Raw genomic sequence first — 22,842 nt, forward strand, 5'->3', positions numbered from 1 at the left:
GTCAGTGCACTCCTGATGTGACGGCGCCCGGACGGGGAGCCGGCTCCAGCGCGTCCAGGCCGTAGAGGTCCCGGACCCAGGTGGGCCGGTAGATGGTGTCCAGGTAGCGGTCGCCGAGATCGGGCGAGATGGCCACGGCGGTGACGTCCTGGCCGGGGCGGTGTTCGGCCAGCCACTTCACGGCGCCGTTGACGACGGTGCCGGTGGAGCCGCCGAACAGAAAGCCGCCGCGGGCCAGGGTGTGACAGGTGCGGATGGTCTCGATCTCGGGGACCAGCACCATGTCGTCGAGGTACCGCTGGTCGAACAGGGCGGGCCGCACTCCGGCGCCCAGGCCCGGGATCATGCGGGGGCCGGCCGGTCCGCCGAAGGTGACCGAGCCGACGCTGTCGATGCCGACGACCGTGACGGGGGAGTTCGGCTGCTCCTTGAAGTAGCGTGCGCAGCCCATCAGGGTGCCCGTGGTGCCCGCCCCGACGAACAGCACGTCCAGGTTGGGGAACTGCTTTTCAATGGCGGGCGCGGTGGTGCGGTAGTGCGCCTTCCAGTTGTTCTGGTTGGCGTGCTGGTTCAGCCAGACGTAACGCGGATCCGTGGTGCAGAGACCGCGTACGAAATCGAGGCGCGCCCCGAGAAAACCGCCGGTGACGGACGGCTCGGTGATGACATGCACCTCGCTGCCGAGGGATTCGATGACCTGTCGGGTCGACAGGTTGGTCCGTGAGTCCACCACGCAGATGAACCGGTAGCCCTTGGCGGCGGCGATCATGCTGAGCGCCATACCGAGGTTTCCCGAAGAGGACTCGACCAGGATCGATTCGGGGCCCAGAAGCCCGCCGCGTTCCGCCGCTTCGATCATGGATGCGGCGGCCTTGAGCTTGATTGAGCCGGCGAAGTTGAACCCCTCGCACTTCAGGTAGAGCGGATAACCGAACATCTCCCGCAGGTCCACGAAGAGGTCTTCTTCGTTGAACTCCTGCGGCGTCGTGATGATGGGCACGAGACCTTCCCCCTGATCGCCGTATCCGTACCGCTGCTCAGTCCCAGCCCACGTCGCCCACGTTGTCGGTGCGGGGCTTGCGGTCCCAGCCGACGCCGGGGTCGTGGGCCGGGGCCAGGTCCCAGCCGACGTCCGTGCGGTCGGCGCCCGCGCTGTCCCAGCCGACGTCCGGGGCGCCGGCCGCCACGTTGTCCCAGCCCACGCCGGGGTCATGGGCCGGGGCCAGGTCCCAGCCGACGGCGACTTTGTCCCAGCCGACCTCCGTGCCGAATGCGCCGGCTCTGTCCCAGCCGACGCCGGTCCCGGCCGGGGAAGTGGCGAGAATGACGGCTCCGAAAGCGAGCGAGATGAACGCATTCATGCGGGCGGAGGGGTGGTTGATGGCAGGCATGGGTATTCCCTTTTCGCTGGGGATTGGTTACTCTCGAGTTTCGGAAGCGGGAATTCCAGAATGTTTTGAATTCCTGTCCGGTGTTACGAGTCTGTACCGCCGTAGACCCGGTGTCATGTGTTTACGCTGTCAGGGTCCTGCGATGGCCGGAGAATGCCAGGGATTATTTGGGATCTCCCTAGACTTCGCCTCGACGGCCTTCCCATTCCCAGCCCCGGAGTTCATCCTGGGCGAGCAGCCGGTCCACGATACGGACGGCGGTGGCCTCAGCTCGTTCTGCGGAAGTGGCACACAGAAAGAGGACGGTACCGGCGCCCTCCAGATCGGTCTCGGCGTAGACGTGCTCGAGACCGTCGTCCGGTTCGGCGGCGGCGTACACCAGTGCTCGTAGCTGCCCTGCGTCCACGATCGTACGGCCGCGCAGCATGCGTCCCATGACGATGTACATGGCCACCTCTCACGGTTCGATGCCGGGCTGCCGAAGGACAGGTGAATAAATCAACTACCGCGCGGTCGCACCCCGTTCGTGCCGTAACATGCAGTGATCGGGACGTAGGGGTGGGTTTCGATCATGCGCGGGGGCGCGCGGGGGACGAGGGAGTACACACGTGCTGGAGATCCTCGGTGTCAGTTCCGCGGCCGAGAGCGTCTACCGAGCGATGTTGGGCCGGCCCGAACTCGGCATATCAGGCCTGGCCGGACAACTCGGCTGGAGTGAGGAGAAGGTCAGGAGCGCCCTGGACGAACTGGCCGGGCTCTCCTTGGTGCGCGAGTCCGACCAGCGGCCTGGCGGGCTCTTATTAATCAATCCCGAGATCAGCCTGGTGTCTCTGCTGGCGCGCCAGGAGGTCGAACTGACCCAGCGGCAGCAGGAGATCACCTCCGGCAAGCTCGCCATCAGCAAGATCGTCGCCGAATACGTCGACTCCGTCCAGAACAAGCGCCGGGTGGACGTCGAGGAACTGAGCGGTATCGACATGGTCCGGGTCCGGCTCGAGGAGCTGGCCCATGACTGCACCTCCGAGATCATGGAATTCACCACCGGCGGGGGGCAGTCGGCCGAGTCCCGGCAGGCCAGCAGGCCGATCGACCAGGGGCTCCTGGAGCGCGGCGTGCGGATGCGCTGTGTCTATCTGGAGAGCGTGGTCAACCACCCCCAGACCGTGTCCTATCTGGACTGGATGACCGGCCTCGGCTGCCGGGTCCGGGTGGTCCCCTCGCTGCCGCTGCGCATGGTCATCTTCGACCGGCAGGCGGCCGTCGTGCCGAGCAACCCCGAGGACACCGCCGTCGGGGCGCTGCTGCTGCGTGGAACCGGGCTGGTCTCCGCCCTGTGTGCGCTGTTCGAGCACATCTGGGAGGAGGCGCCGCCGTTCGGGGCCACGCGCCGGCGCGACGAGGACACCGGGCTCACCAGCCAGGCCCGCGCCGTGCTGAGCCTGCTGGCCCAGGGCCACACCGACGAGGTGGTGGCCCGCAAGATGGGCATCTCGGTGCGGACCGCCCGCCGGATCACCGCGGAACTGATGACCCAGCTCGGCGCCCGCAGCCGCTTCCAGGCCGGGGTGATCGCCGGCGAGCGGGGCTGGCTGCAGGGCAGCGCGGACGGGTCCTCCGAACCGGAGTGACCGGCGGGCGGCCGCCATCGTCAGCGCACGGCGGCCGTGCGGAAGGTCCGCAGGGCCACCGGGATCAGTACGGCGATCAGCGCAGCCACCGTGATGGCCGAGACCAGCACCGGATGCTCCATCGGCAGGCTCCCGCCCGAAGAGGCGGGGGCGTTGCCCCACAGCACCCGGCAGGCCTCGGACACCGTGCTGACCGGGTTCCACTCCACCACCGTGCGCAGCCAGCCGGGCAGCCCGGACAGCGGCATGAAGGAGTTGGACATGAACGAGAGGATGACCAGGGCCAGGGCTGAGATGCCGTTGATGGCCTCCATGTTGCGCAGCACCATCCCCAGCAGCGCGCCCAGCCACAGCATCGCGTACGCGAAGGCGAGCAGCAGCGCGAAGCCGCCCAGGATGGGCAGCGGTCCCGCATCGGTGCGCCAGCCGACCAGCAGACCGATCCCGCCCACCGCGACCATGCTGATCGCCACCGGGACGAGATCGGCCGCGGTGTGGCTGACCAGCACCGACGACCGCGCCATCGGCAGCGAACGGAACCGGTCGATCAGCCCCTTGCCCATGTCCGAGGCCACCCCCAGCGCGGTGATGCCGATGCAGGTGAGCCCGATCTGGGCGAAGACCCCGGCCATGACGTAGTCGTGGTACTCGACCCCGCCGCTGTTCTTGATCGTGATGACGCTGGCGAACAGATAACCCAGGATCACCACCATGGCCACCGGCGTCAGGGCCACCGCGATCAGCTTCTCGGGTGTTCTGCGCAGATGCCGCAGATGCCGCCCGGTCAGGGCCAGCACATCTCCGACAGCCGCGAAGCGGCCCCCCGTAGCAGCCGTCCCGGCAGCCCCGGCACCGAACTCCGCCGGTCCCGTCAAGCCGCTCATGACTCGTCCTCCGCCGTGGTTGTGGGGTTCTCACCAGACGTGTTCGGCCCCGGCTTGCTCTCCCCGGTGAGATGGAAGAACACGTCGTCGAGCGAGGGGCGGCGCAGCGCGAAGTCGACGACATCGGCCCCGCAGCCCTCCAGCGCGGCCGCGGCGGCCGCGATGGAGCCCATCCTGTCCGCCAGTTGGACGGAAATCCGGTGGCTCGTCTCGTCCACGGTGGGGCTGGCGCCGGCCACCGGACCCAGCGCGGACAGGGCCGCGGGCAGGTCCTCGGCGGTGGCCACGGCCACCTCGAGCCACTCCCCGCCGACCTTCTGCTTGAGCTCGTCCGGAGTGCCCTCGGCCAGGGTGCGACCGGCGGCGAAGACCATGATCCGGTCGGCCAGGAAGTCGGCCTCCTCCAGATACTGCGTGGTCAGCAGCATGGTCACCCCCTGGGCTACCTGCTCCCGCACCATCTTCCACAGCACCATCCGGCTGGCCGGGTCGAGCCCGGTCGTCGGCTCGTCGAGGAACAGCACGGTCGGCGAGGCGATCAGACAGGCCGCCAGGTCCAGCCGGCGCCGCATCCCGCCCGAGTAGGTGTGCACCGGACGGTCGGCCGCGCCGGTGAGCTCGAACGCCGTCAGCAACTCCTCTGCCCGCTGCCGCGCCCGTCTGCGGCCAAGCCGCAGCAGGGTGCCCAGCAGGACCAGGTTCTCCCGGCCGGTCAGCAGTTCGTCGACCGCGGCGTACTGGCCCGCCAGGCCGATCCTCCGGCGCACCTCGCGCTGTTCGCGTACGACGTCGAAGCCCGCGACCCGGGCGCTGCCGGAGTCCGGTTCCAGCAGCGTGGCCAGCATGCGGATGGTGGTGGTCTTGCCCGCGCCGTTGTGCCCGAGCAGTCCGAGTACGGTTCCGGACCGCACTTCGAGATCAACTCCGGCGAGCGCCTGGTGATTTCCATAGCGCTTTCCAAGATTCTCTGCCGCGATGGCGATATCCACGAATCCCCCTCTCCCAGTTTTCCCTTTCGATGGAAATCCGAATTCCCTTCGAAACATGGGAGTTCGGGTATCAAGCTGCTGGGAAATGTAGCAGCGGAATCGCATGCTTGGTGCCCGATATGTCCGGATCCTACTGGCAGTACTCTGCAGGCGCAGCTTGCTGCAAGCTCCACGGGCTCCATAGCCCCTGCGCAGCGCCTAGCGTTTTGGTTAATCCCCCACGGCCTCCGCGGCTACGGGGCAAACGCCGCTGACCGCAGGAGAGGTAATGGCACGTCATCGAAATTTCGCCGCCGCGCTCGGTGACTGGAGCGCCCGCCATCGAAAGACGGCCGTCTTCGGCTGGCTGATCCTGGTCGTCCTGGTCACCGTCGTGGGCGGCGCCGCAGGACAGAAGACCTTGACCAACGCCGACTACGGGACGGGGGACTCCGGTCGGGCCGAGCGTATCCTCCAGGACGCCGACCTGGCACCGCCCGCCGCGGAGCTGGTCCTGGTCCACAGCGACAAACTCACCGCCGGCGATGCCGAGTTCCAGGGCGCCGTCACCGCCACGGTGACCGCGCTCAAGGAAACCGGGCTGGTCAAGAACCTGCACGACCCGAACACCACGCATGTGGTCTCGCAGGACAAGCACTCGGCCCTCATCCAGTACGACGTCAAGGGCGACCCGGACACCGCGGCCGACCGTATCCAGCCCGTCATCGACGCCGTCGAGAAGACCGACAAGGCCCATGAAGCGGTGACGCTCGGCCAGTACGGCGCCGCCACCGGCCTCAAGGGCATCAACGACAGCCTCGGCGAGGACTTCGCACGGGCCGAGATGACCGCGCTCCCGGTCGCCCTCGGCATCCTGCTGATCGTCTTCGGCGCCTTCGTGGCCGCCGTGCTGCCGGTGCTGCTCGCCGCCACCGCCTGTGTCGGCGCCATGGGCCTGCTGGCCCTGACCAGCCAGGTGGTGCCGGTCGACGGTATGACCAGCTCCGTGATGTTCCTCATGGGCCTGGCCGTCGGCGTCGACTACTGCCTGTTCTATCTGCGCCGGGAGCGGGAGGAGCGGGCCGCCGGGCGGGACAAGGAAACCGCCCTGCACATCGCCGCCGCCACCTCTGGACACTCGGTGCTGATCTCCGGCCTCACCGTGGTGGTCGCCATGGCCGGGATGTTCCTGTCCGGGCTGACCGTGTTCAAGGGCTTCGCCTTCGCCACCATCGAGGTGGTCCTGATCGCGGTCATCGGCTCCATGACCGTACTGCCCGCCATGATGGCCATGCTCGGCGACCGGGTGGAGAAGGGCCGTATCCCCTTCATCGCCCGCCGCCGCGAGGCCCGCGCCGCGGCCGCCGCGGCCGTCGGCGGCCGCCGCACCAACGCCCTGCTGCGCGGGGTGCTCGCCCGGCCCGGCGTGTTCGCCGTCCTGGGCGCCGCACTGCTGCTCGCCCTGGCCGCGCCGGCCCTGGGCATGAAGACCGAGAAGCTGGGCACCGACAAGCTGCTGCCCGCCGACAACCCAATGGTGTCCATCTCGACCCAGATCGGAAAGGAGTTCCCCGGCGCCCCGGCCCCGGCCGGAGTGGTGATCAAGTCCAACGACATCGACTCCCCGCAGGTCACCCAGGCCATCGCCGACTTCAAGAAGGCGGCGCTCGCCTCCGGGCAGACCGGTAAGCAGATCGACGTCACGGTGCACGCCAAGCAGAACATCGCCGAGATCAGCGTCCCGCTGATCGGCAACGGCACCGACGCCACCTCCAAGAAGGCCCTCAAGGAACTGCGCGACACCCTGATCCCCGACACCCTCGGCAAGGTCTCGGACACCACCACGCTCGTCCGCGGTGACCTGGCCTTCTCCGAGGACTACAACGACCAGCTCAAGAGCAGCATCGTCCCGGTCTTCGCCTTCGTGATGGGCGTGACCTTCCTGCTGATGCTGGTGTCCTTCCGGTCCCCGGTCATCGCGCTGACCTCGATCGTCCTCAACCTGCTGTCGGTGGGCGCCGCGTACGGCGTGATGACCGCCGTCTTCCAGCACGGCTGGGGCGCCTCCCTGGTCGGCACCGAGGCGCCGGGTGCCCTGGAGTCCTGGATGCCGCTGTTCGTGTTCGTGGTGCTCTTCGGACTCTCGATGGACTACCACGTGTTCGTGGTCTCCCGGATCCGTGAGGCCTACGACCGCGGCGCCACCACCCGGGACGCCATCGCCCACGGCATCCGCACCACCGCCGGGGTGGTCACCAGCGCCGGCCTGATCATGGTCGCCGTGTTCGCGGTCTTCGGCACCCTGGCCATGCAGGACTTCAAGCAGCTGGGCGTGGGCCTGGCGGTGGCCGTCCTGCTCGATGCCACGGTCGTCCGGGCGATCCTGCTGCCCTCCGTGATGGCCCTGCTGGGCCGGGCGAACTGGGCCGCACCCGGCTTCCTCCGCAAGTCCCGCCCCGCCGAGGCCGGCTACAGCGGCCCCAGCCACGTGGCGGCGCGCGACACCCAGGGCGTGCCGGTCACGTACTGAACGACACTGCTGGGTGAAAGTGACATCGACACATTCGCCACGAGCAAACGTACAGAGGTACAGAGGTAACGACAGCGGGCGGGGCCGGCGACAAGCCGGCCCCGCCCGCCCAACGACCGGAAGGAAACCCGTGTTCGAGTTCAGCGTGATCGGCGGCAAAACGGCCCGCGACATCATCGGCCGCAGCCGCCGGGAGATCGTACGGGAGGTGAAGGAAACCTATCTGACCCATGGCGACGGAGACTCCGTCAACCCGGACAGCTACTTCCTGCGCTTCCCCGAGAAACCGGACAGCCGGATCATCGCGCTTCCGGCCTACCTGGGCGGCAAGCACGACGTCGCCGGGATCAAGTGGATCGGCAGCTTCCCCGGCAACATCAAGAACGGCATCCCGCGCGCCTCCGCCGCCCTGCTGCTCAACGACTACGCCACCGGCTACCCCTTCGCCCTCCTGGAAGCCTCCCAGATCAGCGCGGCCCGCACCGCGGCCTCCGCCGTCCTCGCCGCCGAACAGCTGACCGGCGGCCGCACCGCCCGCCGGCTGGCCGTGGTCGGCGCCGGCATCATCGCCCGCAACATCCTGGAGTTCTTCGCCGCCCAGGAGTGGGACATCGAAACCGTGGTCGTCCACGACCAGCACCCCGAATACGGCCAGGCCCTCGCCGACTACGCCACCGACTCCCTCAACTACCGCGCCGAGACCACCGACGACCTGCGCACCGCCCTTGAGGTGGCCGACGTCATCGTCTTCGCCACCACCGCCGGCGAGCCCTACGTCCTCGACCCGCGCGCCTTCGCCCCCGGCCAGGTCGTCCTCAACATCTCGCTGCGCGACATCGGCCCCGAGATCATCCACGACTCGTACAACATCGTCGACGACATCGACCACTGCCTCAAGGCCAACACCTCCCCGCACCTGGCCGAGCAGAAATACGGCAACCGCGACTTCGTCACCGGCACCCTCGCCCAGCACATCCGCGGCGAGATCACCACGGGCCCGGACAAGCCCGTCATCTTCTCCCCCTTCGGCCTCGGCGTCCTCGACCTCGCGGTCGGGGCGCATATCTACCGCGTCGCCACGCAGGCGGGAGAGGCCACCGCGATCGACGACTTCTTCGGCGAGACCACCCGCTGGTAGCCACCCCTCGCCATTTCGTCCACCGGCCGCCCCGTCAGCTCACCGCGACCCAGGAGTAGCGGTGCTCGGGGCGGCCGGTGTCGCCGTAGCTGCCGGATGGTCAGTACTCACGTTTCCCTCCTGGTGTCCGCCTCGCGGACAAGGAACACGCCGAGACGTCGATACGCCGAATGCACCTATGCCCGTGAGTCGGGCACGCGCCATCAGCCGATCGGCTGATGCTCCCTCGAGCGCAAGGTCGTCGACGGCGTGTCCTTCGACGTCGAGGAGGGAGAGATCTTCGGGATCCTCGGCCCCAACGGCGCCGGCAAGACCACCACGGTCGAGTGTGTGGAGGGACTACGTTGCCCCGACGGCGGCAGCGTCCGCGTCGCCGGGTACGACCCCGTCGCCGACCGCGACTCCGTCACCCGCATCCTGGGCGCGCAGCTCCAGGAGAGCGACCTGCAGCCCAAGATCACCGTCAGCGAGGCGCTCGAGCTGTACGCCTCCTGCTACCCGGACCCCGTCGACTGGCGCGCCCTCGCCGAGCGCCTCGGACTCACCGACAAGCTCCGCACCCGGTTCGCGAAGCTCTCCGGCGGCCAGAAGCAGCGCCTGTCCATCGCGCTCGCCCTGGTCGGCAAGCCCGACATCGTCGTACTGGACGAGTTGACCACTGGCCTCGACCCGCGTGCCCGCCGCGACATTTGGCAGCTCATTCAGGACATTCGCGACAGCGGGGTCACCGTGCTGCTGGTCACGCACTTCATGGAGGAAGCACAGCGCCTGTGCGACCGGATAGCCCTGATCGACAAGGGCCGGATCACCGCACTGGACACCCCGTCCGGGCTGATCGGACGCACCGCGGGCAGCACGGCGATCTCCTTCACGCCCTCGGCCCCGCTTGAGATGCAACTGCTGGCGGAACTGCCCTCGGTCGCATCCGTGACGCACAAGGACGGCCGGATCGTGGTCAACGGCACGGACGAGACCGTTCATGCCGTGCTCTCGCTGCTCGCCGGGCGGGGCATCTCCGCCCGCCAGCTCCGCGTCACCGAGGCCACCTTGGACGACGCCTACCTCGACCTGACGGGACCGGACGCATGACCACCCTCACCCGCAGCCGCACGACGGCCGTCAACGGCAGTGCCACCGCTGTCCTCAAGGCCGAGGCACGCCTGATCCTGCGCGAGCCCGCCGCCCTCTTCTGGGTGCTGGCCTTCCCCACGATCCTGCTGTGCATCCTGGGCGCCATCCCCTCCAACCGGGAGCATGCGGCCGACCTGGGCGGCATGCGGGTCGTGGACCTCTATGTCCCCGTCGCGATCCTGCTCGCTGTGATCATGGCCGGCCTCCAGGCCATGCCGCCCGTCCTCACCGGCTACCGCGAGCGCGGCATCCTGCGCCGAATGTCCAGCACCCCCGTGCGGCCCGGTTCCCTCATCGGCGCGCAGATTGCGCTGCACGGTGCCGCCATCGCGGTCTCCGTGCTGCTCGCCCTCGCCGTGGGCCGGATCGTGTTCGACGTGGCCCTGCCCCGCCAGCTCATTGGATACCTGGTGGCGCTCGCTCTCGTCACACTGGCCACCCTGGCGCTCGGCGCCACCATCTCCGCCGTCTGCCGCACTACCAAGATTACCCAGGCAGTAGGCTCGGCAGTGTTCTTCCCGGCGATGTTCGCCTCCGGTGTCTGGCTGCCGGTCGCGGCCATGCCCGATGTCCTTCAGCGCATCGTGACCCTCACCCCGCTGGGCGCCGCCGCACAGGCCCTCGACGAGGCCGCTGCGGGAGAATGGCCGGGCTGGATACACCTGGGGGTCACGGCGCTGTGGGCGGTCCTGCTGATCGCCGCGGCCCGCCGCTGGTTCAAGTGGGAGTAGCTCAATCCATGACGATGACGGTCGAGGAGCGCTGGACGCAGTTCTTCCGGTACGGGCCGTACGCCCTGCTGGGCCTCGCCACGCTCCTCGGAGCCGTGGCCGCCCCCCTGATGATGACCCGGCGGGAGATGTACGCCGCAGGGGCTCTGCTCTTCGCCGCGCTGGCCCTGCAGACGTGGTGGTCCCGGGCCATGCCGCGGCTGCTGGCGGCAACCTTGGCCGAGCACGCGGCCGACGCCGAGCGGGAGGCCGGCGCCCCGGTGCTACCCGAGGGGACCAACGCCGGTCGCGTCCACTTCGCGCTACGCACCGCCTTCGCCTTCGCCCTGACCTGGCTCAATCCCTTCTTCGCGATCTATGCGTGCCTCGGCTACTTCGACGCCGGGCGACTGCTGCCGCCGCGCGCCGCCCGGGCCGGGCTCATGGTGTCCGCCGTCGCCGTGGCGGGCTCCCAGTCCGGCGGTCTGCCGCCGGACTCGCCGATGCAATGGGTCGTCTTCGGCGCGCTGCTCGTCTTCAACGCGACGCTCGCCATCGGCCTCAACCACCTCGGTGCCAAGGAGGCCGAGAAGGCCGAGGAGCGGGCCGAGACCATCGCCGCCCTGGAGAAGGCCCTCGCCGAGAACGCGGCCCTGCACGCCCAACTCGTCCTCCAGGCGAGGGAGGCCGGCGTCGCCGACGAGCGACGCCGCCTCGCCGCCGAGATCCACGACACCATCGCCCAGGGCCTGACCGGCATCATCACCCAGCTCCAGGTGGTCTCCTCCACCGCCGATCCGGGCCTGGCCCGCGAGCACTTGGACCGCGCCCAGGCGCTGGCCCGCCGCTCCCTGGGCGAGGCCCGGCGCTCCGTACAGAACCTGGCTCCCGCAGCCCTGGAGCACGACACGCTCCCGGAGGCGCTGAAGAAAACCGTCAGCGAGTGGTCCGAACGCACCGGCGTCACGGCCCGGCTCACCATCACCGGCACTGAGGAGCCGCTGCACGACGAGGTCGCCGCCACCCTCCTGCGGATCGCCCAGGAGGCCCTCGCCAACACCGGCCGCCACGCCCGCGCCGCCCGCGCGGGCGTCACCCTCTCCTACATGGGCGACGAGGTCACCCTGGACATACGCGATGACGGCCGCGGCTTCGACCCCCTCGCCGCGGCGCCGCGCACCAGTAGCGGCGGCTTCGGCCTCGACGGGATGCGCGTCCGCGCCGAACGCATCGCCGGCACCGTCGCCGTCGAGTCGGAACCCGGCCAGGGCACCGCGATCAGCGCCCGCGTACCGTTGGTGCGCCATGGCTGACCGGACCATCACGCTGCTGATCGTCGACGACCACCCCGTCGTCAGGGACGGCCTGCGCGGCATGTTCGCCTCCGAACCCGGCTTCAACGTCCTCGGCGAGGCCGCAGGCGGTGTCGAGGCGGTCGAACTCGCCCTGCACCTGGACCCGGACGTCATCCTGATGGACCTGCGCATGCCTGCCGGTAGCGGCGTCGAGGCGATCGCCGAACTCACCCGGCGCGGCGCCCGCGCCAAGGTCCTCGTCCTCACCACGTACGACACGGACTCCGACACCATTTCCGCGATCGAGGCGGGCGCCACCGGCTACCTCCTCAAGGACGCACCCCGCGACGAGCTGTTCACGGCGGTCCGCGCGGCCGCTGAAGGGCGCACCGTCCTGTCGCCCGCCGTCGTATCCCGCCTCGTCGGTGCCGTCAGGAACCCCGCCACCCTCACAGTCGAGGTGCTCTCGGCCCGTGAGCGCGAGGTGCTCGAACTGGTAGCCAAGGGCACCTCGAACCGCGAGATCGCCCGGGAACTCTTCATCAGCGAGGCGACGGTCAAGACCCATCTGACCCATCTTTACAGGAAGTTGGGGGTCAAGGACCGGGCGGCTGCAGTGGCTGTGGCGTACGACCGCGGCATTCTGGGGTGAGCCTCAAGCGTCCATGCCTCGGCTCCCGAGGGACGCGCACTCGGCAGCGTCCCCGGCGGTCGGACTGCCCTCGGGCCCGACATCGCCTTCGACCACCGGGGAGCCGTAGTCGAGTCCGTCGCCTGGTCCCCCGACGGCAGCCGTATCGCCACCGGAGACCATGACGGAACCGTGCGGGTCTGGTCGGCCCAAGCCGGGGCGGAGCTCAGCGCCCTGACAGGGCACCAGGACTGGATCAGTCGCATTGCCTGGTCCTCCAGCGGCCGCCTGCTGGCCAGCGCTGGCGGAGCGGCTGTGCGAGTCGCTGTGCGACGTGCTCCGGGTGGCCGAGAGCAGGGGAGCGCGGCTGCCTGTGGATGACGACAGCCAGGGCGATCCTGAAGGCGGCGTGGACGGCGGCAGCGCGTCAAGCAGCGGACGGGAGACATCGTGACCCACTGGAAGATCAGCGCCGTCCCGGGACGGGGTCTGCGTCGCGTCGACGGTGGTGCCCTCGCGCTGCCGCTCCAGATCAGCAGCGGCGGCCGGCATCTTGCCGTGGCCGAGCTGAGCCTGACGCCTGCCCTTGCCGTCCCTACCCCGAGGCGGCAAGGGCGGGTGGCTCCTCGGGCAGTGGCATCACACCCTCACCGTGACCCAGGAGTAGCGGTGCTCGGGGCGACTGGCGATACGCTGCTGCGGGACGTGCACGGGGCGAGGGAAGGGGCTGACCATGACAGTGCCGCATTCAGAGAGTGACGGCCCGCTGATCGCCAGACCTGCCCTCACACTCCCTGCGTTGCGCCAGGCCGTGGCTACGGTGGCGCCCTCCCGATTGCCGGAGTTCTTCGACGACATGCAGAAGGCGTTCATCCGGGCAGGTGAGGAGGACAGCGTCGTGCCGATCCGGATGTTCTACCGCCAGTGGGGGGTGATCGTGGAGATCGAGCGGCACCCGCAGACTGCCCGACGGCTACACGCAGCCGAAGCGGCCATGGACAGCGACGATGCCGATATGCGGGCCCGCGCCATCCGCGAGGCGGGGGAGATCGTACGGGCGGCGCACCGAGAGGTCGCTGGTGGCTGACCGGCACTGGGAAGCCGACCCGGACGATCTTCTCGACGACCTACCGCCCCAGGCACGTACGCACGCCGAGCGACTCGCACAGGAAATCGTCGTGCGGGAGTCCATGGTTTTCCTCGACGGACCCTCGTATACCGGCTCCAGCCCCGGGCTGCGCACCGAGGCCCAGGGGCAGCTCATGCTCACCTATCTGACCGATGTCCGCGGTGAGCGCATCGTAGTGCTGCAAGCCACCTGGTTCGGCTAGCGGCAGCGGGCGTCACACCGGCCGCCCCGTCAGCTCACCGCCACCCACGAATAGCGGTGCTCGGGGCGGCCGGTGTCGCCGTATTTGAGGGTGAGGCTGATCCGGCCCGCGTGTTCCAGGTACTTGAGGTAGCGCTGGGCGGTGGAGCGGCTGATACCGGTGCGCTCGGCGACCTCATGCGCGGACAGCGGATGGTCGGCCTGGTCAAGGGCGCGGCGGATGAGATCGACGGTCGGCGCGGAGTGGCCCTTGGGAAGCGCGGAGCGGGCGGTCGCGTCGACGGTCCGGAACGCACCGAAGATACGGTCCACCCGCTCCTGGCCCGTCTCACCGCGCCCGCCGACCCCCTCCAGTGTGTGACGCAGCGTCATATAGCCGTCGAGTTTGGCCCGCAGCCCCGCGAAGTTGAACGGCTTGACCAGGTACTGCAGCGCGCCGTACCGCATGGCGGCCTGGACGGTGGCGACATCGCAGGCCGCCGTCACCATGATCACATCCGCGTGGTGGCCGAGCTGCCGCATCCGGCGTACGAGGGTCAGGCCGGTCTCGTCGGGGAGGTAGTGGTCGAGCAGGACGAGGTCGACGTGGGTGCGCTCCAGTGTGGCCAGGGCCTGCGCGGCCGTATGGGCGCGGGCGGCGACCCGGAAGCCGGGTACCTGGGCCACATACGCGGAGTTGATCTCGGCGACGTGGAAGTCGTCGTCCACGACGAGGACGTCGATCATCGTGACTCTCCCGCTGCGGTGAGCTGCTGGATGGGGACGGCAGGAGTCGGGGGCGGAGCCGGCTCCGGGTCTGTGGCTGGGGCTCCGTCCAGGTCGAGCGCTTCGGGGAGGATGACGGTGAACACCGCACCCCCGCCCGCCCGGGCGGTGACCCGGGCCATCCCGCCGTACCGCTCGGCGAGCCGCCGCACCAGGGCCAGTCCGATGCCGCGCCCGCGCGGGGTCGGCGCAGAGACATCCTGTTTGGTGGACCAGCCCTCGGTGAAGATCTGCTCGCGCGTCTCGGGCGGCACCCCCGGCCCGTTGTCGCTGACCCGCAGTACGGCGGTGGTGCCCTCGGCGCGCAGCTCGACCTCGATGAACGGGTCGGGGCGCGGCTGCGAGGCCACGGCGTCCAGCGCGTTGTCGATCAGATTGCCGAGCACGGTCACCAGGTCGCGCGGGTCGACCACCCGCTCGGACAGCAGCGACTGGGGCGAGACGCGCAGGGACACCCCGCGCTCCGCCACGATGGCGGCCTTCCCGACGAGCAGCGCCGAGAGCAGCGGATCGTGCACCCGCTCGGAGATCTGCTCGGCGGAGGCCCGGTGGGTGTCGGTGAGGCCGGCGATGAATTCCGCCGCCCGCTGGTGGAGCCCCAGTTCGAGCAGTCCGAGCAGGGTGTGCAGCCGGTTGGCGTGTTCATGGCCCTGGGCGCGCAGCGCGTCCAGCAGCCCGCGGGTGGAGTCCAGCTCCCGGCCCAGCAGCTCCAGTTCGGTACGGTCGCGCAGCGTGGCCACCGCACCGCCGTCCTTGGTCGGCATGCGATTGGCCACCAGGACCCGGCCACCGCTGACGGTCAGCAGATCGGCCCCGTCCGCCCGTCCCGCCAGCACCTCCGTGGTACGGCCCGGGGGCAGCGCCTCCTCCAGCGGGTGGCCGGCGGCGTCCGCGCCGACGCCGAGCAGCCGCCGCGCCTCGTCGTTGATCAGCCGGATCCGGCCCTCCCGGTCGAAGGCGACGACGCCCTCGCGGATGCCGTGCAGCATCGCCTCGCGCTCGTCGAGCAGCGCCGAGATATCGGCGAACGCGACCCCGTGCGTACGGCGGTGCACACTGCGCGAGACACCGATCGCGGCCAGCACGCCGACGGCGAGCGCCATGCCCGCGTACAGCAGCAGCCGGGGCAGTGTGGCGAGCAGCTGGTCGCGGACGCTGCCGTAGCCGATGCCGACCGAGACCGCGCCGACGATCTTCCCGTCGGCGGTGCGCAGCGGCACCTTGGCGCGGGCCGAGCGGCCCAGGGTGCCGACGTCGATCTGCATGACCTCCTGACCGGAGAGCGCCGCCTCCGGATCGGTCGAGACGTGTTCGCCGATGCGCCCGGTGTTGGTGTGCGACCAGCGCACCCCGCGCCGGTCCAGCACCACGACGTACAGCGCCCCGGTGGCCCGGCGGATCCGCTCGGCCGTCTGCTGCACCGGGCCGCGCACGCTGGGCTCGGTGGTCAGCAGATCGTGGGCGAGGCCAGGGTCGGCGGCGGTGGCCTGGGCGATGGAGAGCGCCTTGTGCATCGCCTGGTCGTCGATCTCGGAGCTGAGCGGGGCGAGGAAGAGCCCGGTGGCGAGCACCATCACCCCGGCGGTGAGGGTCAGCTGTACGGCCAGCACCTGGCCGGAGACGCGTCTGGGCCAGCGGATCCGCATCTCGGTCACCCCCGTCTCCTGGCCCCGCCGCGTATGCGGTAGGAGCTATTCCGTTTACGTCGCTGCAATCGCACGGTAAGGGCGCTCTGCGCTGGTTGCACAGGGTCCGTAGCGGATTCGTTGCCGTAGCGCGAGCTAAACGAGCAGAACGGGGCTTGTGCGCACAAGAGCGGGTTGTGCCCATAAGGCTGCCGGTGTGGCCCGCGCCACTCCTAGCCTCCTCGGCCATGAGCAGACAAACGAGCCCTGCCATCGAGTTGCGGGGCGCTAGCAAGGTGTTCCGGACTCCGTCCGGTGGCCTCCACACCGCCGTCAGGGATCTCGACCTGATCGTCGGGCGGGGCGAGTTCGTCGCCGTGGTCGGCCCCACCGGATGCGGCAAGTCCACGACGCTGACGCTGGTCAGCGGCTTGGAAGAGCCCACGGAAGGCGATGTGCTGGTGACCGGCGAGCCGGTCAGCGGCATCGGATCCAAGGTCGGCTTCGTCTTCCAGCAGGATGCCGTCTTCCCCTGGCGCAGCGTGCTGTCCAACGTGATGGCCGGGCCCCGCTTCCGCGGCGTACCGAAGGCGGAGGCCAAGGAACGGGCGCGCGAATGGCTGGCCCGGGTCGGGCTCACGTCCTTCGAGGACCGCTATCCGCACCAGCTGTCCGGCGGCCAGCGCAAGCGCGTCGCGCTCGCGGCCACCTTCGTCAACGACCCCGAGATCCTCCTCATGGACGAGCCGTTCTCGGCCCTCGACGTCCAGACCCGGGCGCTGATGTCCGACGAACTGCTCGAGCTGTGGTCGGGGACCGGCGCCTCCGTCGTCTTCGTCACCCATGACCTCGAGGAGTCGATCGCCCTCGCCGACAAGGTCGTGGTCATGACGGCCGGCCCGGCCACCGTCAAGGAAGTGTTCGAGATCGATCTGCCACGGCCCCGCAAGGTCGAGTCGGTGCGTCTTGAGCCCCGGTTCATCGAGATCTACCGCGAGATCTGGGCCTCGCTCGGCGAAGAGGTACGGATCACCCGCGAGAGAGGAGCCTCGAATGCCTGAGGCGACGACGACTGCCGTACGCAAGCACAACGCGGCCAAAGAGGGCACGAGCCGTACGACAGCGAGAGCGAGGGCCGCCCGCAAGCGCGCGATCCTCGTCCAGAGCACCCGCGCGCTGGTGCTGATCGCGGTGCTGGGGCTGTGGGAGTGGTTCGCCCGTACCTCGGTCATCGACCCGTTCAACTTCTCGATGCCCTCGAAGGTCTGGGACCAGCTGAAGGACTGGATCCAGAACGGCACCGCCCAGGGCCCGCTCTGGGAACAGGTCTGGACGACGCTGCAGGAGGCGCTGATCGGGTGGGCCATCGGCGTGGCCGCCGGCGTGGTCCTGGGCATCGGCCTCGGCCGGGCCCACTTCCTCGCCGATGTACTCGGCCCCTACATCAAGGTGCTCAACGCACTGCCCCGGATCGTCCTCGCCCCGATCTTCCTCATCTGGTTCGGCCTCGGACCGGCCTCCAAGGTCGCCTCGGCGGTCGTGCTGGTCTTCTTCCCCGTCTTCTTCAACGCCTTCCAGGGCGCACGGGAGGTCGACCGCAACCTGGTGGCCAACTCCCGCATCCTCGGCGCGAGCAACCGCCAGGTCACCCTTCAGGTCGTGATCCCCTCCGCCACCTCGTGGATCTTCACCAGCCTGCATGTCAGCTTCGGCTTCGCGCTGATCGGCGCGATCGTCGGCGAGTACATCGGCGCCACCAAGGGGATCGGGCTGCTGGTCGCGACCTCGCAGTCCACGTTCAACGCGGCCGGGGTGTACGCGGCGATGGTGATCCTCGCCGTCGTGGCCCTGCTGGCCGAGGGCGTGCTGACCTTCCTGGAGCGGCGGCTGTTCCGCTGGAAGCCGGCCCAGCCGGGCGCCGACCACTGACGCGCCTCTCGCCCTCTCCCTCCCCTCCCTCTCCCTCTTCTGAATCCCTCTTTCACCCAAGGACGTGTGACATGCGCAGCTACGCCAAGATCTCCGCGGTGGCCGTCGCCGCGGCGCTCTCCCTGACCACCCTCACCGCATGCGGCAGCGACTCGGGCGGGGACGGCAAGGACGGCAAGGTCAAGATCATGGTGGGCGGCCTGGACAAGGTCATCTACCTGCCCGCGATGCTCACCCAGCAACTCGGCTACTTCAAGGACGAGGGCCTCGACGTCCAGCTCCTCAGCGAACCGGCCGGCGTCCAGGCCGAAACCTCCCTGGTGGCCGGCGAGGTGCAGGGCGCGGTCGGCTTCTACGACCACACGCTGGACCTCCAGGTCAAGGGCAAGGAGGTGGAGTCCGTCGTGCAGTTCTCCCACGCACCCGGCGAGGTGGAGATCGTCTCCAACAAGGCGGCGGGGGAGATCACCTCGCCCAAGGACTTCAAGGGCAAGAAGCTCGGCGTCACCGGCCTCGGCTCCTCCACCGACTTCCTCACCAAGTACCTGGCCGTGAACAGCGGCGTGGAGACCAGCGAATTCACCCCGGTCGCGGTCGGCGCGGGCCAGACCTTCATCGCGGCCCTGAAGCAGGGCGCGATCGATGGCGGTATGACCACCGACCCCACCGTCGCCCAGATCATGGACCAGAAGCTCGGCAAGATCCTCCTCGACATGCGCACCCCCGAAGGCTCCAAGGCCGCCCTCGGCGGCCCGTACCCCTCCTCCAGCCTCTACATGAACACGTCCTGGGTGAACAGCCACAAGGACACGGTCCAGAAGCTGGCCAATGCCTTCGTGAAGACCCTCAAGTGGATGTCCACCCACACCCCCGAGGAAATCGCCGCCAAGATGCCGGCCGACTACGCCCAGGGCGGCAAGGAGCTCTACGCCCAGGCGATCAAGTCCACCCTCCCGATGTTCACCAAGGACGGCGTGATGCCGGCGGACGGCCCGGCGACGGTCGAGCGCGTCCTGAAGTCCTTCAACCCGAACCTGAAGAACGCGACGGTGGACCTGAACAAGACGTACACCACGGAGTTCGTGAAGAAGGCGGGCTGAGCCAAGGTCCCGACCGGTCGGACAGCCGACCGGTCGGGCCGACTGCGGCGGGGGCGCGTCAGCGCACGTAGCTCTTCAGGGTGTCCGTGTCGACGAGCGTGATGCCGACCGGCTGGGGGAGTACGACCTGCTCCCCGAAGGGGGCCTCGTGGATATCGCGGTAGCGGCCGCTCTTGGGGTCGGGGTTGGTGTGGACCATGACCGCGCAAGCGTCACGGTCTACGAGGAGATAGACGGGGATGCCCGCGGCCGCGTAGGCAGCGGGCTTCTCGACGCGGTCCCGGCGTTCGGTGTCCCGGTCGTACGACGTGACCTCGACGGTCATCAGCACTCCGTCGGGCTTGGCCCACTCGCCCTGCCCTGCGAAGTGTGCGACGGGGGCCAATGAGCCATCCGGTCGGGCCCGGCCTTCGCGGTACTTCTCGACCTTCAGACCCTGAGACGTATGCAGGTCGAGCTCCGGGCGACTCTGCATGCATTGCCTGAGCAGCCACATGATGATCGTCTCGTGATCCCCGTCGGCCACGCGCTTCTCCTGAATCCGTCCGTTGATGAACTCCAACCTGACGGTTTCGGGCGCGGCGGAGGCGATCTCCTCGAACTCCTCCACCAGCATGTGTGACGTGCGCTCGGTCATAACCGTCATGTTGCACCCCTTTCCTGGTGGAAGCCAGTGTTTCCGGATGTATGCACGACGGGGGTGCGTTCCCTGGCGGATCACTCCCACGAGTGATTGTTCGATATCAGTCGGTGACGCGCGTCCCAGTGGACCGGGCCCTCTGGCGGTCCGCGGCGTCGAACACCGCCAGGGACCGTGCCCCGGGCCGGACGGCTTGGTCCAGGCAGCGCAGGAGCGAGTCCTCCAGTCCCCCCACCGCTTCGGAGATCTCCTCCGCGACATCCCGCGTGATCTCTTCTGCCACGTCGTCGGCGGAAGCATCAGACCCGAGCTTGCTCACCGCGGCGGCCGCACGGGCGGGGGTCAGGAGTGCCGAGGCCTGGACCAGTAGCCAGGCCGGCACCCCGGCCGCTCCCTCCGCCGGTGCCAGATAGGGGCGTGAGCCGTCGAAGCGCTCGTCCTCGGCGAAGGCCTTCTGCTTCACCTTGGCCACCGGACGCCCGCGAGCGCCCGAAGGGCCCGAGTCCCACCATTCCCCGCCCGGCTTGAGGACATAGCCCTCGGCGAGGTTGTCGGCCAGCTCGGGAAGCCCGAAGAGAGCAGGCACCCTGGTGGGAAAGGCGCAGGGCAGGTCCTGGATCCTGTTCAGCGGGCCCTGCCCGAGCGCGGGAACGCAGGTGAGCCCGGCAGTAGCAGCGGCATCGCGCAGCGCACGGTCGGAGATCCAGCAGCGGCCTTCCGCGGTGTCGACCGAGGCGTCGAACAGCAGCCAGTGCAGGCCCGGCGCGTACCACACACCGGTCCGCACCGGCTCGACGCCGGGAGCGGCGGGAACATCCGGATGTGGATAGCACCCGCCGGCCAGTTCCCCGTAGACCGTCACCACCGCGGCAGCACCCCACGTGGCCCGCAGCACCGAGGCGAACCGGGCCGCCGCCACCGACAGCGCCGGCCAGATCCTGCTGACGCCGAAGAAACCGTCCAGCCCGTCATCGCCCAGCAACTCACGCAGCGCCATCAGACGCGATGTCGAACATGAACTCGGACATAAACGGGGATCATCGCCGTGCCCCAGGTCCGAGGCAACAGAGATTCACCACCGTGGCCGAAAACAAGACTGGGGTTTCTCGGAGAACCGAGAAACCCCAGGTCAGTGGCTCTGAAAGCCAAGGTGCGCCGCCAGGGACTCGAACCCCGGACCCGCTGATTAAGAGTCAGCTGCTCTAACCAACTGAGCTAGCGGCGCCTGCTGACGTCATAAATACTACCCGCCCTCGAGGGGTACTCCTGACCATCCGGCCACCGCCCGCCCCTCAGATCGTGAGGGACAGCAGCACCGGCGCCGCCTCCCGGTTCAGGGTGTACGCGGCCTGGCGCAGGCGGTGGGCGTGCTCCAGGGGGAGGGAGAGGGCCAGGCAGCCGGCGGCGCGGCCGGCGGTTATGGGGACGGCGGCGCAGACGGTGCCGACGGCGTATTCCTGCAGGTCGAGGACGGGGACCGTGGCGGGTTGGCTCTCCAGTTTGTGGAAGAGGACCTTTTCGTTGGTCGTGGTGCGGGAGGTGAACCGCACGGTCTTGTGGCGGGAGAAATGGTCGCGGCGGCCGTCATGGTCGAGCTGGGTGAGCAGGCACTTGCCGACGGCAAGGGCGTGGGCAGCGGAGCGGAAGTCGACCCACTCGTTGACCTTGGGGGTGTGGGGGCTGTCGGCGTACTGGGTGATCCGGACCTCGCCGTCGATATAGCGGCTGAGGTAGATCGCCGCGCCGACCGAGTCGCGCAGGGCGGCGAGCGACTTCTGGAGCTTGTGCTCGACCGCGGTCTGGCGGTCGGGGCCGGCGGAGCCCAGGAGGGACAGGGAGGTGCCGGCGACATAGGCCCCGTCGGCGACCTGCTCCACATAGCCCTCGCGCCGCAGCATCCGCAGCAGCTGGGCGAGGTGCGCGGGTGGGAGGCCGGTTTCGCGGGCGATGCCGGCGTCGGTCACGCCGTTGGTGTGGTGGGAGACGACTTCGAGGACCCGGAGGGCGTGCCGTACCGAGTGGAACGGCGCGGTCGACTCGGGCTTGAGCGCCACGGTTTCCCCCCTAGCAGGTTGTGACCGCTTGCGTCGGCGCCGTCGCCGCAGGTCATGGCCATAGGGTCAGCACCTTGGGATCGGCCCAAGGGTCACCGAATGGCAGCTTTACGCGGCGCGGCTTCGTACCACGATAGCCGCCAAGCGGGCGATTCGGTGCGGGTGTTGAGCATATTGATGGTGTGCGACGGGCCCGCTCAACAGCGGTGCACCACCCTGGCATATGCCATAGGCATGCTCTGTGGGAGGCGGACCGGCGGGGCTGCCGCCGGTCCGCCTCCCTCGCGCCCGCTAGAGCGCCGCTAGAGCACGGCGCTCAGGAATTCCCGCGTACGCTCGTGCTCCGGCTCGGTGAAGATCTTCTCCGGCGGCCCGGCCTCGATCACCCGGCCCGAGTCGAACATCAGCACCTCGTCGGAGATGTCCCGGGCGAAGTTCATCTCGTGCGTGACGCACAGCATCGTGATGTCCGTCGTGTGAGCGATATCACGCAGTACGTCCAGCACCCCGGCCACCAGCTCCGGGTCGAGCGCCGAGGTCACCTCGTCGAGCAGCATCACCTGCGGCCGCATCGCCAGCGCCCGCGCGATCGCCACCCGCTGCTGCTGCCCGCCCGACAGCTGCGTCGGGTAGGCGTCGCATTTGTCGCCGAGCCCGACCAGGTCCAGCAGCTCGCGGGCCCGCTCCTCGGCCTCGTCCTTGCTCAGGCCCAGCACATGCACCGGGGCCTCGGTGATGTTCCGCAGCACCCGCATGTTCGGGAAGAGGTTGAACTGCTGGAAGACCATCCCGATCTTCTTGCGCACCTCGCGGGTGTGCTTCTCGCTCGCCTCGACCAGCTTCCCGCCGCGGTTCTCGTGGGTGAGACATTCGCCGTCGACCTGGATCTTGCCCTGGTCCGGTTTGATCAGCGTCATCAGCAGCCGCAGGATCGTGGTCTTGCCGGACCCGGACGGGCCTATGAGGGTCACATGCTTCCCGGAGGACACCGAGAAGTCGAGGTCGTCGAGGACCGTGTTGTCGCCGAAGCGCTTGGTCACCCGGTCGAATCGGATCAGTTCACTGCCGTCCACGGCAGGGTTCTTGTGCTCGG

The 22,842-nt window shown here is 69.1% G+C and carries 24 protein-coding genes and 1 tRNA gene; 13 read left to right on the plus strand and 12 right to left on the minus strand.

Annotated features, from left to right (window positions below; translation table 11 throughout):
• Position 1 precedes the first annotated feature (1 nt).
• From sbnA to ACWDSL_RS18290, 3 genes are all read right to left on the minus strand, one after another.
• A complete protein-coding gene (sbnA, locus tag ACWDSL_RS18280) occupies positions 2–1,000 on the minus strand; it encodes a 2,3-diaminopropionate biosynthesis protein SbnA (protein WP_450486514.1) in 999 nt (332 codons plus the stop codon).
• A gap of 37 nt (positions 1,001–1,037) precedes the next feature.
• Complete coding sequence (locus tag ACWDSL_RS18285; protein WP_450486516.1) at positions 1,038–1,391, minus strand: hypothetical protein; 354 nt, start codon at positions 1,389–1,391, stop codon at positions 1,038–1,040.
• A 178-nt stretch (positions 1,392–1,569) separates the two neighbouring features.
• Complete coding sequence (locus ACWDSL_RS18290; protein ID WP_450486518.1) at positions 1,570–1,839, minus strand: hypothetical protein; 270 nt, start codon at positions 1,837–1,839, stop codon at positions 1,570–1,572.
• A 160-nt stretch (positions 1,840–1,999) separates the two neighbouring features.
• Between ACWDSL_RS18290 and ACWDSL_RS18295 the strand changes: the two genes are divergently transcribed.
• Complete coding sequence (locus ACWDSL_RS18295) at positions 2,000–3,019, plus strand: LuxR C-terminal-related transcriptional regulator (RefSeq protein ID WP_450486519.1); 1,020 nt, start codon at positions 2,000–2,002, stop codon at positions 3,017–3,019.
• Between the two features lie 20 nt (positions 3,020–3,039).
• Here ACWDSL_RS18295 and ACWDSL_RS18300 read toward each other — a convergent pair whose 3' ends face one another.
• Positions 3,040–3,903 (minus strand): ABC transporter permease, encoded by an 864-nt coding sequence (locus ACWDSL_RS18300; RefSeq protein ID WP_450486521.1) that lies wholly within the window; start codon positions 3,901–3,903, stop codon positions 3,040–3,042.
• Entirely contained in the window at positions 3,900–4,892 is a 993-nt protein-coding gene (locus ACWDSL_RS18305) for an ATP-binding cassette domain-containing protein (protein ID WP_450486523.1), read from the minus strand. Before ACWDSL_RS18305 ends, ACWDSL_RS18300 begins: the two co-directional genes overlap by 4 nt.
• Positions 4,893–5,160: 268 nt before the next feature.
• Here ACWDSL_RS18305 and ACWDSL_RS18310 point away from each other — a divergent pair, with 268 nt between their 5' ends.
• The 9 genes from ACWDSL_RS18310 (at position 5,161) to ACWDSL_RS18350 (ending at position 13,637) form a co-directional block, all read left to right on the plus strand.
• Positions 5,161–7,401, plus strand: coding sequence for an MMPL family transporter (locus ACWDSL_RS18310; protein WP_450486525.1), 2,241 nt, complete (start codon positions 5,161–5,163; stop codon positions 7,399–7,401).
• A gap of 130 nt (positions 7,402–7,531) precedes the next feature.
• The gene (gene sbnB, locus ACWDSL_RS18315) at positions 7,532–8,539 is read left to right on the plus strand and encodes a 2,3-diaminopropionate biosynthesis protein SbnB (RefSeq protein ID WP_450486527.1); all 1,008 of its coding nucleotides are present in this window, start codon (positions 7,532–7,534) and stop codon (positions 8,537–8,539) included.
• Between the two features lie 249 nt (positions 8,540–8,788).
• On the plus strand, positions 8,789–9,628 hold the full coding sequence (locus tag ACWDSL_RS18320) for an ABC transporter ATP-binding protein (RefSeq protein ID WP_450486529.1): 840 nt from the start codon (positions 8,789–8,791) through the stop codon (positions 9,626–9,628).
• Positions 9,625–10,401 (plus strand): ABC transporter permease, encoded by a 777-nt coding sequence (locus ACWDSL_RS18325; protein WP_450486531.1) that lies wholly within the window; start codon positions 9,625–9,627, stop codon positions 10,399–10,401. Before ACWDSL_RS18320 ends, ACWDSL_RS18325 begins: the two co-directional genes overlap by 4 nt.
• An 8-nt stretch (positions 10,402–10,409) precedes the next feature.
• The gene (locus ACWDSL_RS18330) at positions 10,410–11,693 is read left to right on the plus strand and encodes a sensor histidine kinase (RefSeq protein WP_450486533.1); all 1,284 of its coding nucleotides are present in this window, start codon (positions 10,410–10,412) and stop codon (positions 11,691–11,693) included.
• A complete protein-coding gene (locus ACWDSL_RS18335) occupies positions 11,686–12,327 on the plus strand; it encodes a response regulator (RefSeq protein WP_450486535.1) in 642 nt (213 codons plus the stop codon). The genes ACWDSL_RS18330 and ACWDSL_RS18335 overlap by 8 nt, the downstream gene beginning before the upstream one ends.
• An 81-nt stretch (positions 12,328–12,408) precedes the next feature.
• The gene (locus ACWDSL_RS18340; protein WP_450486572.1) at positions 12,409–12,687 is read left to right on the plus strand and encodes a WD40 repeat domain-containing protein; all 279 of its coding nucleotides are present in this window, start codon (positions 12,409–12,411) and stop codon (positions 12,685–12,687) included.
• Between the two features lie 418 nt (positions 12,688–13,105).
• Entirely contained in the window at positions 13,106–13,393 is a 288-nt protein-coding gene (locus tag ACWDSL_RS18345) for a hypothetical protein (protein ID WP_450486537.1), read from the plus strand.
• Positions 13,386–13,637, plus strand: coding sequence for a hypothetical protein (locus ACWDSL_RS18350; RefSeq protein ID WP_450486539.1), 252 nt, complete (start codon positions 13,386–13,388; stop codon positions 13,635–13,637). Before ACWDSL_RS18345 ends, ACWDSL_RS18350 begins: the two co-directional genes overlap by 8 nt.
• 29 nt (positions 13,638–13,666) lie before the next feature.
• Here the strand turns inward: ACWDSL_RS18350 and ACWDSL_RS18355 are convergent, their stop codons facing one another.
• The gene (locus ACWDSL_RS18355; protein WP_014179385.1) at positions 13,667–14,362 is read right to left on the minus strand and encodes a response regulator; all 696 of its coding nucleotides are present in this window, start codon (positions 14,360–14,362) and stop codon (positions 13,667–13,669) included.
• On the minus strand, positions 14,359–16,047 hold the full coding sequence (locus tag ACWDSL_RS18360) for an ATP-binding protein (protein WP_450486574.1): 1,689 nt from the start codon (positions 16,045–16,047) through the stop codon (positions 14,359–14,361). Before ACWDSL_RS18360 ends, ACWDSL_RS18355 begins: the two co-directional genes overlap by 4 nt.
• Positions 16,048–16,274: 227 nt before the next feature.
• On the opposite strand from ACWDSL_RS18360, the gene ACWDSL_RS18365 reads away from it, so the two are divergent.
• From ACWDSL_RS18365 to ACWDSL_RS18375, 3 genes are all read left to right on the plus strand, one after another.
• A complete protein-coding gene (locus ACWDSL_RS18365; RefSeq protein ID WP_450486541.1) occupies positions 16,275–17,087 on the plus strand; it encodes an ABC transporter ATP-binding protein in 813 nt (270 codons plus the stop codon).
• Positions 17,080–17,955 (plus strand): ABC transporter permease, encoded by an 876-nt coding sequence (locus ACWDSL_RS18370; RefSeq protein ID WP_450486543.1) that lies wholly within the window; start codon positions 17,080–17,082, stop codon positions 17,953–17,955. The genes ACWDSL_RS18365 and ACWDSL_RS18370 overlap by 8 nt, the downstream gene beginning before the upstream one ends.
• 71 nt (positions 17,956–18,026) lie before the next feature.
• A complete protein-coding gene (locus ACWDSL_RS18375; protein WP_450486544.1) occupies positions 18,027–19,055 on the plus strand; it encodes an ABC transporter substrate-binding protein in 1,029 nt (342 codons plus the stop codon).
• Between the two features lie 58 nt (positions 19,056–19,113).
• On the opposite strand, the gene ACWDSL_RS18380 is transcribed toward ACWDSL_RS18375, so the two are convergent.
• The 5 genes from ACWDSL_RS18380 to ehuA form a co-directional block, all read right to left on the minus strand.
• Positions 19,114–19,701: a Uma2 family endonuclease gene (locus ACWDSL_RS18380; protein WP_450486546.1), complete on the minus strand. Its 588-nt coding sequence runs from the start codon at positions 19,699–19,701 to the stop codon at positions 19,114–19,116.
• A gap of 97 nt (positions 19,702–19,798) precedes the next feature.
• A complete protein-coding gene (locus ACWDSL_RS18385; protein ID WP_450486548.1) occupies positions 19,799–20,692 on the minus strand; it encodes an RNA ligase family protein in 894 nt (297 codons plus the stop codon).
• Positions 20,693–20,846: 154 nt separating this feature from the next.
• Positions 20,847–20,920 (minus strand) — tRNA-Lys (locus ACWDSL_RS18390).
• A 67-nt stretch (positions 20,921–20,987) separates the two neighbouring features.
• Positions 20,988–21,749 carry an IclR family transcriptional regulator gene (locus ACWDSL_RS18395; RefSeq protein WP_450486550.1) on the minus strand — a complete coding sequence of 254 codons (762 nt, stop codon included), beginning with the start codon at positions 21,747–21,749 and terminating at the stop codon, positions 20,988–20,990.
• A 302-nt stretch (positions 21,750–22,051) separates the two neighbouring features.
• The gene (ehuA, locus tag ACWDSL_RS18400; protein ID WP_089512927.1) at positions 22,052–22,822 is read right to left on the minus strand and encodes an ectoine/hydroxyectoine ABC transporter ATP-binding protein EhuA; all 771 of its coding nucleotides are present in this window, start codon (positions 22,820–22,822) and stop codon (positions 22,052–22,054) included.
• Positions 22,823–22,842 lie beyond the last annotated feature (20 nt).

This window comes from Streptomyces sp. NPDC000941 (assembly GCF_053599555.1).